The sequence below is a fragment of the Bacillus sp. 275 genome (assembly GCF_001999205.1).
Taxonomy (GTDB): Bacteria; Bacillota; Bacilli; order Bacillales; family Bacillaceae; genus Bacillus; species Bacillus velezensis.
In genome coordinates this window covers 974,039-988,167 of record NZ_CP019626.1, presented here as the reverse complement: position 1 = coordinate 988,167, position 14,129 = coordinate 974,039, and the positions used below count along the sequence as shown (strand labels likewise).

Sequence of the window (14,129 nt, the reverse complement as noted above, 5' to 3'; positions counted from 1 at the left end):
GACAGACCATCAAAAGAGGTGTTTAACTAAATGAGCAGCAAAAAGAAAATGGGACTTCTCGTCATGGCTTACGGAACGCCTTACAAAGAAGAAGACATAGAACGTTATTATACACATATCAGACGCGGAAGAAAGCCTGAGCCGCACATGCTTCAAGACTTAAAAGACAGATATGAAGCGATCGGAGGCATTTCGCCGCTGGCAAAAATCACGCAGGAGCAGGCGGAGAAGCTCGCACAGCGTTTAAATGAAATCCAGGACGACGTAACATTCAAAGTGTACATCGGATTAAAACATATTGAACCGTTTATTGAAGACGCGGTGGCGGACATGCATAAAGACGGCATTACAGAAGCTGTCAGCCTTGTGCTCGCTCCTCATTTTTCAACATTCAGCGTCCAGTCATACAACAAACGCGCGAAAGAAGAAGCAGAGAAGCTCGGCGGCTTGACCATCAAGTCTGTTGAAAGCTGGTATGATGAACCGAAATTCGTTGATTATTGGGTCGGCCAGGTGAAAAAAACGTATGAGTCAATGCCGAAAGAAGAACGGGATGACGCGATGCTGATCGTCTCAGCGCACAGCCTTCCTGAAAAAATTAAAGAATACGGCGATCCGTATCCTGACCAGCTGGAGGAATCCGCAAAACTGATTGCCGAAGGCGCCGGAATTACCGATTACGCAGTCGGCTGGCAAAGCGAAGGGAACACCCCTGATCCGTGGCTGGGGCCGGATGTGCAGGATCTCACGCGCGAGCTGTATCAAAAGCATCCTTATAAAGCATTTGTATACGTGCCCGCAGGCTTCGTTGCCGATCATTTAGAGGTGCTTTACGATAATGATTATGAATGCAAAGCTGTGACCGAAGAAGTCGGCGCAAGCTACTATCGTCCGGCCATGCCGAACGCACAGCCTGAATTTATCGACGCGCTTGCAGCGGTCGTGCTGAAAGAGCTGGACAAATAGAATTAAACGGTAAAGAAGGCGATAAAAATGAGTGGCGATAAAAAACATCTGGTCATCATCGGCGGCGGCATAACGGGATTAGCCGCCGCCTTCTACATGGAAAAAGAAATCAAGGAAAAACAGCTGCCGCTTGAGGTCACCCTGATCGAAGCGGGCCCGAGAGCGGGCGGCAAAATTCAGACGGCACATAAAGACGGCTACATCATTGAGCGGGGGCCGGATTCTTTTTTGGAAAGGAAAAAAAGCGCGCCGCAGCTCGTTAAGGATTTGGGGCTTGAGCATCTGCTCGTCAACAATGCGACCGGCCAGTCTTACGTGCTCGTCAATGAGACGCTTCATCCGATGCCGAAGGGCGCGGTGATGGGCATTCCGACCAAAATCGCTCCGTTCATCTCCACCGGTTTATTTTCTGTTCCCGGAAAAGCGCGGGCGGCACTTGACTTTGTCCTGCCTGCGAGCAAACCGAAGGAAGATCAGTCTCTCGGTGAATTTTTCCGCAGACGCGTCGGTGACGAAGTCGTTGAGAATTTAATAGAACCGCTATTATCAGGGATTTATGCCGGAGATATTGATAAGCTGAGCCTCATGTCCACGTTTCCGCAATTCTATCAGACTGAGCAAAAGCACAGAAGCCTGATTCTCGGTATGAAAAAATCACGTCCGCAGCCTTCGGGACAGCAGCTGACGGCCAAAAAGCAGGGCCAGTTTTTAACACTGACGACAGGGCTTCAAACGTTGGTGGAGGAGCTGGAAAAGCAGCTTACGCTGACAAAGGTGATGAAAGGAACGAAAGTCACCCATATCGGCCACGAGGAGAAAGGATATTCCGTGACGCTTGATAACGGCAAAGTGCTCTATGCGGAAGGATGCATAGTGACAGCACCGCATAAAGCCGCGGCGAAAATGCTTTCTGATCTGCCGGCGGTTTCATGTCTCAAAGACATGCATTCTACGTCCGTTGCCAACGTCGCCTTAGGTTTTCCTGAGGGAGCCGTCAAGATGGAGCATGAAGGTACGGGATTCGTTATCTCAAGAAACAGCGATTTCTCCATCACGGCCTGCACATGGACGAATAAAAAATGGCCGCACGCGGCGCCGGAGGGCAAAACGCTTCTCAGGGCGTACGTCGGAAAGGCCGGAGATGAATCCATCGTAGATCTTTCAGATAACGAGATCATTAAAATCGTAATGGAAGATTTGAAAAAAGTAATGAAAATAAATGGCGAACCGGAAATGACCTGTGTGACCCGCTGGAACGAAAGCATGCCGCAATACCATGTCGGCCATAAGGAGCGCATCAAAGAGTTCAGAGATGCGCTGAAAGCTTCCTATCCGGGCGTATACGCGACGGGCGCGTCTTTCGAAGGGGTGGGCATCCCCGACTGTATCGACCAGGGAAAAGCCGCCGTATATGATTCACTGGCATATTTATTTGAAACGTACCAGCCTCCGTTATCGTAAAACGGAGGTTTTTTTGCATGTTCCCGTTCTGTAAAGGGAACACCAATAAAGAGAAAAAACATTTGAATCTTCTCTGCGACTGTGATAAGTTATCTTATGTACAAAATGACTAAAACGTTCAAACGGTCAATTTAACGAGGTGGGAAACATGTCCGTCGATCGGAAAAAGCTCATTCTGGAAGCGGCAACGAAGTCTTTTACACAATTCGGCTACAAAGCAACGACAATGGATCTGGTGGCAAAGCTTGCAAATGTGGGGAAGGGAACCATCTACACGTTTTTCAAAAACAAAGAAGAACTGTTTGATGATATTTTCACCACTATTTTAAGAGAAATGAAGGAACACGCAGACGAAGCGATGAAACCGGAGCTTTCATTTCACGAAAATGTTCACCGGGCGCTTATCGCGATTTTGGAATTCAGAAAAACACACCAGCTGACTATTAAAATTTTTCAGGAGAACGCCGAGATTGGTACAATAGCCGTTCAGGATGTCATTGCGAAAATGGAGCGGGCCATTCTGTCATACATTAAAGAAAAGATAGAAACAGCCATTGAAAACGGAAGCATTAAACCGTGTGATCCGGAACTGACCGCTTTTGTGATGCTCAAGCTCTACATCGCGCTGATATTTGACTGGGAAAAAAACCATCCGCCTCTTGAAAAAGAGACGATCGCCGAATTGCTGGAAATGTATGTTGGTCAAGGATTATCTAAATAATAGATGATCCTTCACTTTTTAAGTGCCGTGACCGTTTTGTCAAATGAGTCAGTTTGCGGAAGGAGGCAACAGGGTTGAATACAATAAAAAGCCAGTGGAAAGACATTGTAACGAACAAGAAACTGTTAATCCCCATCATTGCCATATTATTCGTTCCGCTGATCTACAGCGGAGTGTTTTTGAAGGCGTACTGGGACCCGTACGGCACGGTGGATCAGCTGCCGGTTGTCGTTGTCAACCAGGATAAAGGGGCGGACTACGAAGGGAAACATCTTCAGATCGGTGACGATCTTGTGAAAGAGTTAAAGAAAAATGATAATTTTGATTGGCATTTTTCAAGCGATCTTGATCAATCGTTAAAGGACTTATTAAATGCTAAATATTATTTATTGGTCGAGATTCCTGAAGATTTTTCTAAAAACGCCAGCACGGTAATGGATAAAAATCCGAAGAAGCTGGATCTGAAATATCATACGAATGCCGGATCAAACTATGTCGGCGCGACAATCGGAGAAAAGGCGATCGACAAGCTGAAAGCCTCCGTGTCGAAAGAAGTGACGGAGCAATACGCAAAAGTCATTTTTGACAATTTTAAAGATATTGCCAAAGGACTCGGCAAAGCCAGCAGCGGCGCCAAGAAAATAGACGACGGCACGAAAAACGCGAAAGACGGCAGCGCCAAGCTGAAGGAAAATTTAGCGAAGCTTACTGAAAGCACCGCCACCATCGGCGATAAAACACAGCAGCTTGCAGACGGAGCGGCGAAAGTGACAAGCGGAATTCAAACGCTTGACAGCTCTATCGCAAAACTTCAGAGCGCAAGCGCCGAAATTCAAGATAAATCAGGACAGATTGCTTCAGGAGGAGGCCAAGTGGCCAGCGGGCTGAAAACGAGCCTTGACGCACAAAAGCAGCTCCAGCAAAAGCTTCCGGATTTAACGAATGGATTAAGCGCGTTAAACAGCAAGGCGCAGGAAGTGTCGCAAAAAGCGGCGGCATTTGAAGATGCGATCAATTCAGTCAACCTCTCAGATATTGAAAAAGCGGTTGGGGAGCTTGAGCAGACTGAAAAGGAATTGCAGCAGTTTAAGAAAAAGCTTTCTGATCTGAAAAACAGCCTGGATGCCCGGGATGACGCGGTCAAAAAGGTGATTAAGGACAGTGATTTCTTAACGGATGAGCAAAAAGCGAAACTTGTTCAGCTTCTGAATGAGAAGCTTCCGAAGGCCGACCTTCCGGATTTAGACAATATCGTCAGCCAGCTTCCGTCCGGCGGAGATATCCAGCTTCCGGATATGTCAGTCATAAAAAGCGCGCTGGCAGATGTAAAAGCGAAGGCTGATCAGCTGAAAGCACTGCCTCAGTCCACATCGAAACTGTATAACGGCGCGGCGGCGGTACAAGACGCGATTAACCAGCTGACGGCTGGAACTGATAAATTGTACAGCGGAGCGCAGACCGTCTTTGAAAGCCAAAACAAATTGACGGCCGGTATCGGCGAATACAACAGCAAGTTCGGACAGCTCAAATCAGGATCAGAAGCGTTAGTGTCAGGGAGCGGCCAAGTGTCAGGCGGCTTAACGAAACTGCTGGACGCGCAAAACAAAATCCATGACGGCTCGTCCAAAATTGAGCAGGGTCAAGCGTCTCTCGGCACCGGTTTAAGCAAACTTTTAGACGGCACCGGACAATTGTCCAGCCAGCTGAAAGATGCGGCTGATCAAACCGGGGACATTAAGACAGATGACAAAACGTACAGCATGTTTGCCGATCCGGTAAAAACGGACGATAACGCGATTCATTCCGTGCCTAACTATGGTACCGGACTGACGCCTTATATTCTCTCTATGGGCTTGTATGTCGGCGGATTGATGCTGACGGTCGTATTCCCTCTGAGTGAAGCTTCAGGGCGTCCGAGAAACGGTTTTGAATGGTTCCTCAGCAAATTCAGTGTTATTCTGCTTGTCGGACTGATTCAATCCGTTATTGTCGCCACGGTTCTGTTGAAAGGAATCGGGCTTGATGTGGAAAGCACGTGGAGATTCTATCTCTTTACGATGATTACCAGCATCGCGTTCCTGTCCATGATTCAATTATTGGCGACAACGATGGGGAATCCGGGACGCTTTATCGCTGTCATCATTCTGGTGCTCCAGCTCGGGGCAAGCGGAGGAACCTTCCCGCTTGAACTCCTGCCGGGATTCTATCAAGTGATTCACGGGGCACTGCCGATGACTTACAGCATCAACGGGTTCCGTGCCGTCATTTCAAATGGCGATTACGGCTATATGTGGCAGCAGGCATCCATTCTGTTGGGCATCGCCGTTGTCATGATCGCGCTGACCATCGTGTATTTTACGGTGCAAAGCAAAAAAGAACACAAAACGGAAGAAGAAATAACAGCATAAGAAAAAGAGGCTCTGAGCAGATGCTCGGGGCCTCTTTTTTTAGATTTCGATCGTCGTACTATTAAAATCCCCATCTCACCAACAGTCCGGTATACGTCAATCCGCCGCCGAATCCGAATAATACCAGCGTCTGGCCTTCCGACAGTTTTTTTGCTTTCACAGCTTCATCCAATGCGAGAATAATAGAAACCGATGAAGTGTTGCCGTAATATTCAACGCTTGTCAACGTCCGTTCAAGCGGGAAGGGCAGCTTTTCGCAGATGGATTCGATCATCCGCATGTTGGCGCTGTGAGGAACGAACCAATCCAGATCGTCTTTTGAAAAGCCGGCTTTTTCTAAAAGGGCATTGCATTCCTCAGGCACGGTTCTGGCCGCCCATTTATATACTTCGCGCCCGTTTTGCACCATGTTTCCTTCGCCTTTAAGCGGCTCGCCGTTTAATTCTGCGCTCAGTCCCGTGCGATACAGCACGTCCGCGCTTCCTCCCGCTGTTCCTTGCACGGCTGCCAAAAAGCCCGGCGCTGATTCATCGCGTTCCACCAATAGGGCGCCTGCAGCGTCTCCGAAAAGAACGCAGGTCGTCCGGTCAGTATAATCCGTTACCTTTGATAATGTTTCACCGGCAATGACAATCACTTTTTGATGGGAACCGGCGGTAATTAATGCGTCTGCGAGCTGAAGGCCGTAAGTGAGTCCGGCGCATGTGGCGTTAATATCAAGCGCCCCCGTGTGCGGCCAGCCGAAGTAAGCCTGCACGCGTGCCGCGGTGCTTGGAAACGCATAGTCCGCCGTCGTTGTGGCGACAAGGATCATATCGACATCATCAAGAGTTCCGCTGTATCGTTCTGCAAGGTTTTTCACCGCTTCCACACACAAATCCGATGTGAATTCACGTTCGCCGGCAATGCGTCTTTCCTTCATACCGGTGCGCTGGACGATCCATTCATCAGATGTATCGACGATGCGCTCCAAATCCGCGTTTGTTAATCGGCGTGCCGGAGCATATGTACCGATTGCTGTAATTTTAGATTTTGACATGAAAAAATCACTCCTTTATATCAGATTATAACACCTGATATTATTACTTGGTACTAATTTTAATAAAAAAACCCAAGCAGCATCCGCTGTTTGGGGAGCATGAGAAATCTATTTGTAAAACGGGCTTGTGTGAACGATTACCAATGACGGCAGCAGCGGCGGCATGAATGATGATGCTTCTTTTTTTCTTTCTTCTTTTTACAAGGGTCTTCTTTTTTCTTTTTACAGTGATCTTCTTCTTTTTTACAGCCCCAGAAGGCTGCACCAGACCAATCATCCTCAAACCAATCCTCAAACCAATCATTATGAAACCTTTTCCGCTTGTGCGGTTTACGGCTGATCATACATTTCCCTCCTATGCTCATGCTCCCTTCATTCTATGAAAAAAGAGAAGGAAAAGATTGGACGGGTTATGGATCAAAAGAGTATATTTTAAGAAGAATAAAATTGATAGGAGGAATGACCTGTGGAAAATATGAAACATACGATGGAACTGATTAAAGAATTGGTGTCGATTCCGAGTCCGACGGGCAATACATACGAGGTTATCGCCTATACAGAAAGTCTTTTAAAAGAATGGGGCGTCTCCTCTTACAGAAACCGCAAAGGCGGTCTTTTTGTCACAATTCCCGGCCGTGATGATAAGAAACACAGATTGCTGACGGCGCATGTCGATACGCTCGGCGCGATGGTAAAGGAGATAAAGGCGGACGGCCGGCTGAAGATTGACTTGATCGGCGGCTTCCGATATAACTCAATTGAAGGAGAATATTGCGAGATCCAAACTTCTTCCGGCAAAACCTATACAGGCACCATCTTAATGCATCAGACTTCAGTGCACGTCTACAAGGACGCCGGCAAGGCAGAGCGGAATCAGGAGAATATGGAAGTCCGCCTTGATGAGCTTGTCCGGACGAAGGAAGAGACGTCCGATCTCGGCATCAGGGTCGGCGATTTCATCTCATTTGACCCGCGCGTGCAGATTACGCCGAGCGGCTTTATTAAGTCCCGGCATCTTGATGACAAAGCGAGCGTGGCTCTGCTCTTGAATTTAATCCGCCGCATCACGGAAGAGAAAATCGAACTTCCGTATACGACGCATTTTCTGATTTCTAATAATGAAGAAATCGGCTACGGAGGCAATTCCAACATTCCTCCTGAGACCGTCGAATACTTGGCTGTTGATATGGGGGCGATCGGCGACGGCCAGTCTACGGATGAATATACCGTCTCCATTTGCGTGAAGGATGCGAGCGGCCCGTACCATTATCAGCTCAGAAAACATCTGGCCGGGCTTGCGGAGCGCTATGGCATTGATTATCAGCTTGATATTTATCCGTATTACGGTTCTGATGCCTCAGCAGCCATCCGTTCGGGCCATGACATCGTCCACGGGCTGATCGGCCCGGGAATTGACGCTTCACACGCTTTTGAACGCACGCATGAATTATCGCTTCTTAATACGGCGAAGCTTTTGCACCGGTACGTTCTATCGCCGATGGCATAAAAAACCCTGCGCGGAAATCATTCCGTGCAGGGTTTTCATTTTAACCTGAGATGGTTGTGTTTTGTTCTGTTTTGGCGAGGCTCATGACCTTCGCGCCTTTAACGGGATCATACTGGCCTTCCCATTTTGACATCACAACGGATGCCAGCGCGTTTCCGGTCAGATTGACGACCGTACGGGCCATGTCCATAATCCGGTCAACACCGGCGATGAATGCAAGGCCTTCTGCAGGAATGTTGAATGCGCCTAATGTCGCAAGCAGGACGACGAAAGAAGTCCCGGGCACGGCAGCCATTCCTTTGGAAGTGACCATCAAGACAAGCACAAGGGTAATCTGCTGCCAAATGGACAAGTCAATGTGGTATACCTGAGCGAGGAATAAAGCGGCGATAGATTGGTACAGCACAGATCCGTCTAAGTTAAAGGTATATCCGATCGGCACAACAAAGGAAACAATACCTTTCGGACAGCCGATTTTCTCCATTTTTTCCATAACGCGGGGGAGTACGGTTTCGGAGCTTGACGTACTGAACGCTAATAAAATTTCATCCTTCATATAGGCGAGGAATTTGAAAATGTTTACTCCGGCAAGCTTTCCGACGATTCCGAATACAACAATGAGAAAGAAAGCCAAAGCTACATATACTAAACCGACCAGTTTACCGAGTGAAAGCAGGGAACTGAGCCCAAATTTGGAAACGGTAACACCAATCAACGCAAAAACACCAAACGGCGCAACTTTCATGACGAGGTTCACAACATGGAACATCGCATGAGAAACACCTTCAAAGAAGGCCAATACGGGCTTTCCTTTTTCACCGATTGCCGAGATGCCGAGTGCAAACAGCACGGTAAAGCAGATGATGGCAAGCAGATCTCCTTCGGCTAATGATTGGAAGAAGTTTGTCGGTACGATATGCAGGAATGTGTCTGCGATAGATTTGTTATTTTGTTCTTTTTCTGTTTCAACATATTGACTGATATCTGTCTTTTGAGCTTCATGTATATTAACGCCTGTTCCCGGATGAAACAGATTCGCCAAAGCCAGCCCGAGAATAATGGCAAAAGTAGTAATGATCTCAAAATACAAAATCGTTTTGAAGCCTAATTTTCCGACTTGTTTTCCGCTTCCCGCGCCGGCAACGCCGATGATTAAGCTGGAGACGACAATTGGAATCACTATCATTTTGATTAAGCGTAAAAACAAATCGCCGATAGGCTGTAAATATGTTGGAATGGCGGGATTGCCGTACCAGATGACACCGACTACAACCCCTAGTATGAGTCCGACGAAAATTTGCGTCGCTAGTCCAAAGCGTAATTTTTTCATAGATTACCTCCCGAAGAAAAAAGTGCAATAAGTATCTAAAAAGATAGCTATTAGAACAAATTATAATAGAAAAGAAAACAATCCGTCTATAGAAAAATATAGATTGAATATACTGAATTTTTTAAAACGTACAGATAATTGCTAATAATGGTGAATAACGCCCTATTCAGAAAGTATGATGACGGCCGAAAAAACGGGCGCCGCACAACTTAGAATTGTGCGGCGCCCTATTGTCACATATCCTTAATTTTCAAGCAGTCATTGCACAGATTAATGTGACACTCATACTGCTCAACAATCTCATTTCCGCATTCTTCGCATTTCTTACCGGGTAAATTTCTGAAAAAATCCGACATCTTTTCCAACATACCCATCCCTCTTTCATTGTTTTGTCTCTACATTGTATTATAACAGTTTAAGAAAATCAACGGCTGTTTTGGCACAATGTTTAAAACATGCAATTTGTACGAAAAATAGGTATATTGGAGGAAAGGATCTTTTTATCATAAACATTCGGAGGATTATATGAAAGTTACAGTTATTGGATGCTGCGGCGGGTTTCCGGCCGCAAACGAAGCAACTTCAGGCTATCTGTTTCAGTCCGGCGGTTATTCTCTGCTCGTCGATTGCGGAAGCGCCGTATTATCAAAGCTGTTTGCCTATGTTCCGGCAGAAGAGCTTGATGCCGTCATTTTGTCCCATTATCACCATGATCATATCGCTGATATCGGGCCGCTTCAATTTGCCAAACAGGTCGGCTCCTTTCTCGGAAAAGGGACGCATGCACTGCCGATTTACGGGCATGATGCTGATATAGAACAGTTTGAGCGCCTTACATATAAAACGCATACAAAGGGAGTGGCCTATCAGCCGGACCGCCCGCTTTCTCTAGGTCCGTTCACCATTACCTTTCTGAAAACGGTGCATCCGGTCACTTGTTATGCGATGCGGATTACTGACGGTTCAGCTTCTGTTGTGTATACGGCTGATTCAAGCTACCAGGACGCGTTTATCCCGTTTGCGGAAAATGCCGATCTGCTGATCTGCGAGTGCAATTTTTACGCAGACCAGGACGGCACGTCAGCCGGCCATATGAACAGTTTGGAAGCCGGACGTATCGCGGAGGAGGCCGGAGCGGGGGAGCTGATTCTCACGCATCTGCCTCATTTCGGCGAGCACCGGAAGCTGAAAGAAGAAGCGGAATCCGTGTTCGGGGGCGAAGTGACAATCGCCGCTTCCGGATTGAAGTGGGAGAAATAAAGGAGGAGCACCATGTTATTTATCGACAACCAAAACATAACCGACCCGAGGATCAACCTCGCGATCGAGGAATATTGCGTGAAGCATCTCGACCCTGAACAGACATACCTGCTGTTTTATGTCAATCAGCCGTCGATTATCATTGGTAAGAACCAAAACACAATAGAAGAAATCAATACGAAATACGTAGAAGATAACGGAATCATCGTCGTCCGCAGGCTGTCAGGAGGCGGTGCGGTTTACCATGACCTCGGGAATCTGAATTTCAGTTTTATCACTAAGGATGACGGCGACAGCTTTCACAATTTTAAAAAATTCACCGAACCCGTTATTCAGGCGCTGCGCCAGCTCGGTGTGGAAGCTGAATTAAGCGGCCGAAACGACATCGTCGCGGACGGCAGAAAAATTTCCGGCAACGCTCAATTTTCGACGAAAGGGCGTATTTTCAGCCACGGAACATTAATGCTCGATTCCGCCATTGATCATGTTGTGTCAGCCTTGAAAGTGAAAAAAGACAAAATCGAATCAAAAGGCATTAAGTCGATCAGAAGCCGTGTCGCCAACATCAGCGAGTTTCTTGATGACAAAATGACGGCGGATGAATTCAAAAAGCACCTGCTTCACCATATTTTTAATACAAATGATCTTTCCGAAGTGCCGGAATATAAACTGACCGATGAAGACTGGAAAGCGATCCGGAAGATTTCCGAAGAGCGCTATCAAAACTGGGACTGGAATTTCGGAAGGTCGCCCGCATTTAATCTTCAGCATTCGAAACGTTATCCGGTCGGATCGATTGATCTGCGTCTTGAAGTGAAAAAAGGAATCATTCAGGACTGCAAAATTTTCGGTGATTTCTTCGGTGCGAAAGATGTGAGTGAAGTCGAACAGGCGCTGACCGGAAAACAGTATGACCGAACCGCTATCAAGGAGGCGCTGGCCGGAATCGATCTGAAACAGTATTTCGGCAAAATAGAGCTGGAAGATTTCCTCGAGCTGATTTATTAGAACATTTGCCGAACGCATGATTTGAATCAGCGCCCGTTTTTGTGAAATGATAGAACCATAATGAATGGGGAGGGATCATGATGAAAGTATTTCTCATCGGAGCAAACGGACAGATCGGACAGCGGCTGACCGGGCTGTTTCAAAAAGACGGCACGCATACGCTGCGGGCGATGGTCCGGAAACAAGAGCAGAAAGAAGCGCTTCAAGCCGCGGGAACAGAAGCCGTTCTTGCAGATTTGGAAGGAAGCCCGGAAGACATCGCGAAAGCCGCCGAAGGCTGTGACGCGATTGTGTTTACCGCCGGATCAGGAGGAAGCACCGGATACGATAAGACGCTTTTGATTGATCTTGACGGAGCCGCGAAAGCGATAGAAGCGGCAAAGATAGCAGGCATCAAGCGGTTCATTATGGTAAGCGCCCTTCAGGCTCATAACCGCGGCAATTGGAATGAAGCGCTGAAGCCGTATTACGCCGCAAAGCATTATGCGGATAAAATTCTTGAAGCGAGCGGTCTGACGTATACGATTATCCGGCCGGGCGGGTTATTAAATGATCCCGGCACAGGAAATATCAAAGCCGCGGCCGATTTGGAAAGAGGTTCCATTTCAAGAGACGATGTCGCCAAGACCGTTATCGCATCCCTTGATGAACCGAATACGTATGAAAAAGCGTTCGATCTGACAGCGGGCGGCACGCCGGTCAGTGAAGCGCTGAAACAATTATAGTTTCCGGTTTTACGGCACTCGGGGCTTTTTGCCCTTGAGTGTTTTTCTATATTTTTCTATAATAAAAGTGAACGTTTATTCCGGATAAATGAATGACTATTCATTCATTACAATTTTTAAAGGGGTGGGAAAATGAATCTGGTTTCCAAATTGGAAGAAACGGCATCGCAGAAACCGGAAAAACCAGCTTGTCTGTTTCAAGATCAGTACATGACGTATGAGGAGCTGGCAGGTAAAATCAAAGCATTTGCAAACGGCTTGGAGGACAGGGGACTGAAAAAAGGGGATCATCTCGCGCTGCTGCTCGGAAATACGCCTGATTTTGTCATTGCGTTTTTCGGCGCGTTAAAAGCGGGAATTGTCGTCATACCTGTTAATCCGGCATATACACCTTCAGAAATCGCATACATGCTGAAAAACGGCGATGTCAAAGCGATCGCCGGCATCGACCTTTTAATTCCCGTATTTGAAAGCCTGCACGGCTCGCTGCCGCTGCTGGAGCATATCATTATCAGCCAGACAGCAGAGAACGCTCCATCGACAGAAGACCCTCAATTGCGCTTAAAAATGACAACGTTTACAAAAATGCTTCGCCCGGCGGAGCGCAGCAGAACTTATCCGACATTGTCCAAAGATGATACTGCCGTCATTTTATACACCTCAGGGACGACCGGAAAACCGAAAGGCGCCATGCTCACCCATCAGAATCTTTTCTCCAATGCAAATGATGTCGCCGGATACTTAGGAATGAATGAGAAAGACAAAATTGTGGCGGCATTGCCGATGTTTCACGTTTTTTGTTTAACCGTTTGTATGAATGCGCCTCTGATGAGCGGAGCGTGTGTCTTAATCGAGCCGCAATTCAGCCCGGCTTCTGTGTTTAAACTGATTAAAAGCCGTCAGGCAACCATTTTTGCCGGCGTTCCGACGATGTATAACTATCTGTATCAATACGAGCACGGCAAGGCGGAGGATTTTGCGTCCGTCAGACTGTGCATTTCAGGCGGGGCCTCCATGCCTGTTGCTCTGTTGCAGACGTTTGAACAAACCTTTGACGTCACCATTCTGGAGGGGTACGGACTTTCTGAAGCGTCTCCGGTTACTTGTTTTAATCCGTTTGACCGGGGGAGAAAGCCCGGCTCAATCGGGACGAATATTTTACATGTCGAAAATAAAGTCGTCGATACGCTAGGACGCGAATTGCCCGACCATCAAGTGGGAGAATTGATCGTGAAAGGGCCGAATGTGATGAAAGGCTATTACAAGATGCCCGAGGAGACGGAGCACGCGCTGAAAGACGGCTGGCTGTACACGGGTGATTTGGCGAAGCGCGATGAAGACGGTTATTTTTATATCGTCGACAGAAAAAAAGATATGATTCTCGTCGGCGGATACAACGTCTATCCGCGCGAAGTAGAAGAAGTGCTCTACAGCCATGAGGGCATTAAAGAAGCCGTGGTCATCGGCGTTCCTGACGCCAAAACGGGGGAAGCGGTGCATGCTTATATAGTGCCGGGGGACGGTGAGCTGACAGAGCAGGCGGTTTTTGATTACTGTGAAACACATTTGGCAAAATATAAACGGCCGGCGGAAGTGGTTTTTCTTGATGAGATTCCGAAGAACGCGACCGGGAAGCTGCTGAGGCGGGCGGTCCGGGACATGCTTCCGAAATGACGGACGAAAAGCGAAGCCGGGGGGCTTCGC

Annotated in this window: 13 protein-coding genes; 9 read left to right on the top strand and 4 right to left on the bottom strand. The window is 47.5% G+C overall.

Features of this window, described 5'->3' with window-relative positions:
* Positions 1 to 30: 30 nt before the first annotated feature.
* The 4 genes from hemH (at position 31) to BZ167_RS04390 (ending at position 5,556) form a co-directional block, all read left to right on the top strand.
* Positions 31 to 966, top strand: coding sequence for a ferrochelatase (gene hemH / locus BZ167_RS04405; protein WP_003155221.1), 936 nt, complete (start codon positions 31 to 33; stop codon positions 964 to 966).
* Positions 967 to 993: 27 nt separating this feature from the next.
* Complete coding sequence (hemY, locus tag BZ167_RS04400) at positions 994 to 2,427, top strand: protoporphyrinogen oxidase (RefSeq protein WP_033574486.1); 1,434 nt, start codon at positions 994 to 996, stop codon at positions 2,425 to 2,427.
* 148 nt (positions 2,428 to 2,575) lie between these two features.
* Positions 2,576 to 3,148 (top strand): TetR/AcrR family transcriptional regulator, encoded by a 573-nt coding sequence (locus BZ167_RS04395; RefSeq protein ID WP_032874350.1) that lies wholly within the window; start codon positions 2,576 to 2,578, stop codon positions 3,146 to 3,148.
* Positions 3,149 to 3,222: 74 nt separating this feature from the next.
* Positions 3,223 to 5,556 carry a YhgE/Pip domain-containing protein gene (locus BZ167_RS04390; protein WP_033574487.1) on the top strand — a complete coding sequence of 778 codons (2,334 nt, stop codon included), beginning with the start codon at positions 3,223 to 3,225 and terminating at the stop codon, positions 5,554 to 5,556.
* Between the two features lie 61 nt (positions 5,557 to 5,617).
* Here the strand turns inward: BZ167_RS04390 and fabHB are convergent, their stop codons facing one another.
* Positions 5,618 to 6,595, bottom strand: a complete 978-nt coding sequence (fabHB, locus tag BZ167_RS04385) for a beta-ketoacyl-ACP synthase III FabHB (RefSeq protein ID WP_033574488.1) — start codon at positions 6,593 to 6,595, stop codon at positions 5,618 to 5,620.
* A 137-nt stretch (positions 6,596 to 6,732) separates the two neighbouring features.
* Positions 6,733 to 6,939 carry a hypothetical protein gene (locus BZ167_RS20715; RefSeq protein ID WP_015239516.1) on the bottom strand — a complete coding sequence of 69 codons (207 nt, stop codon included), beginning with the start codon at positions 6,937 to 6,939 and terminating at the stop codon, positions 6,733 to 6,735.
* A 131-nt stretch (positions 6,940 to 7,070) separates the two neighbouring features.
* Between BZ167_RS20715 and BZ167_RS04375 the strand changes: the two genes are divergently transcribed.
* Positions 7,071 to 8,102, top strand: a complete 1,032-nt coding sequence (locus tag BZ167_RS04375; protein WP_395097070.1) for a M42 family metallopeptidase — start codon at positions 7,071 to 7,073, stop codon at positions 8,100 to 8,102.
* Positions 8,103 to 8,142: 40 nt separating this feature from the next.
* On the opposite strand, the gene BZ167_RS04370 is transcribed toward BZ167_RS04375, so the two are convergent.
* Complete coding sequence (locus tag BZ167_RS04370; protein ID WP_003155211.1) at positions 8,143 to 9,432, bottom strand: glutamate/proton symporter GltT; 1,290 nt, start codon at positions 9,430 to 9,432, stop codon at positions 8,143 to 8,145.
* 233 nt (positions 9,433 to 9,665) lie between these two features.
* Positions 9,666 to 9,788 carry a protein YhfH gene (yhfH, locus tag BZ167_RS04365; protein WP_370465857.1) on the bottom strand — a complete coding sequence of 41 codons (123 nt, stop codon included), beginning with the start codon at positions 9,786 to 9,788 and terminating at the stop codon, positions 9,666 to 9,668.
* A gap of 169 nt (positions 9,789 to 9,957) precedes the next feature.
* Here yhfH and BZ167_RS04360 point away from each other — a divergent pair, with 169 nt between their 5' ends.
* The 4 genes from BZ167_RS04360 to BZ167_RS04345 all read left to right on the top strand — a co-directional run bounded on the left by BZ167_RS04360 (position 9,958) and on the right by BZ167_RS04345 (position 14,099).
* Complete coding sequence (locus BZ167_RS04360) at positions 9,958 to 10,692, top strand: MBL fold metallo-hydrolase (RefSeq protein ID WP_015417162.1); 735 nt, start codon at positions 9,958 to 9,960, stop codon at positions 10,690 to 10,692.
* Between the two features lie 12 nt (positions 10,693 to 10,704).
* Positions 10,705 to 11,700, top strand: a complete 996-nt coding sequence (lplJ, locus tag BZ167_RS04355) for a lipoate--protein ligase (protein WP_007409204.1) — start codon at positions 10,705 to 10,707, stop codon at positions 11,698 to 11,700.
* A gap of 80 nt (positions 11,701 to 11,780) precedes the next feature.
* Positions 11,781 to 12,425 (top strand): SDR family oxidoreductase, encoded by a 645-nt coding sequence (locus BZ167_RS04350; protein ID WP_007409203.1) that lies wholly within the window; start codon positions 11,781 to 11,783, stop codon positions 12,423 to 12,425.
* 132 nt (positions 12,426 to 12,557) lie between these two features.
* Entirely contained in the window at positions 12,558 to 14,099 is a 1,542-nt protein-coding gene (locus tag BZ167_RS04345; RefSeq protein WP_007409202.1) for a fatty acid--CoA ligase family protein, read from the top strand.
* The last annotated feature ends 30 nt before the right edge of the window (positions 14,100 to 14,129 follow it).

Bases quoted from the DNA above. Each gene is read 5' to 3' on its own strand.
- BZ167_RS04370 (WP_003155211.1), bottom strand. From the start codon at position 9,432: ATGAAAAAATTACGCTTTGGACTAGCGACGCAAATTTTCGTCGGACTC.
- hemH (WP_003155221.1), top strand. From the start codon at position 31: ATGAGCAGCAAAAAGAAAATGGGACTTCTCGTCATGGCTTACGGAACG.
- BZ167_RS20715 (WP_015239516.1), bottom strand. From the start codon at position 6,939: ATGATCAGCCGTAAACCGCACAAGCGGAAAAGGTTTCATAATGATTGG.
- hemY (WP_033574486.1), top strand. From the start codon at position 994: ATGAGTGGCGATAAAAAACATCTGGTCATCATCGGCGGCGGCATAACG.
- BZ167_RS04375 (WP_395097070.1), top strand. From the start codon at position 7,071: ATGAAACATACGATGGAACTGATTAAAGAATTGGTGTCGATTCCGAGT.
- BZ167_RS04360 (WP_015417162.1), top strand. From the start codon at position 9,958: ATGAAAGTTACAGTTATTGGATGCTGCGGCGGGTTTCCGGCCGCAAAC.
- fabHB (WP_033574488.1), bottom strand. From the start codon at position 6,595: ATGTCAAAATCTAAAATTACAGCAATCGGTACATATGCTCCGGCACGC.
- BZ167_RS04395 (WP_032874350.1), top strand. From the start codon at position 2,576: ATGTCCGTCGATCGGAAAAAGCTCATTCTGGAAGCGGCAACGAAGTCT.
- yhfH (WP_370465857.1), bottom strand. From the start codon at position 9,788: ATGTCGGATTTTTTCAGAAATTTACCCGGTAAGAAATGCGAAGAATGC.
- BZ167_RS04350 (WP_007409203.1), top strand. From the start codon at position 11,781: ATGAAAGTATTTCTCATCGGAGCAAACGGACAGATCGGACAGCGGCTG.
- lplJ (WP_007409204.1), top strand. From the start codon at position 10,705: ATGTTATTTATCGACAACCAAAACATAACCGACCCGAGGATCAACCTC.
- BZ167_RS04345 (WP_007409202.1), top strand. From the start codon at position 12,558: ATGAATCTGGTTTCCAAATTGGAAGAAACGGCATCGCAGAAACCGGAA.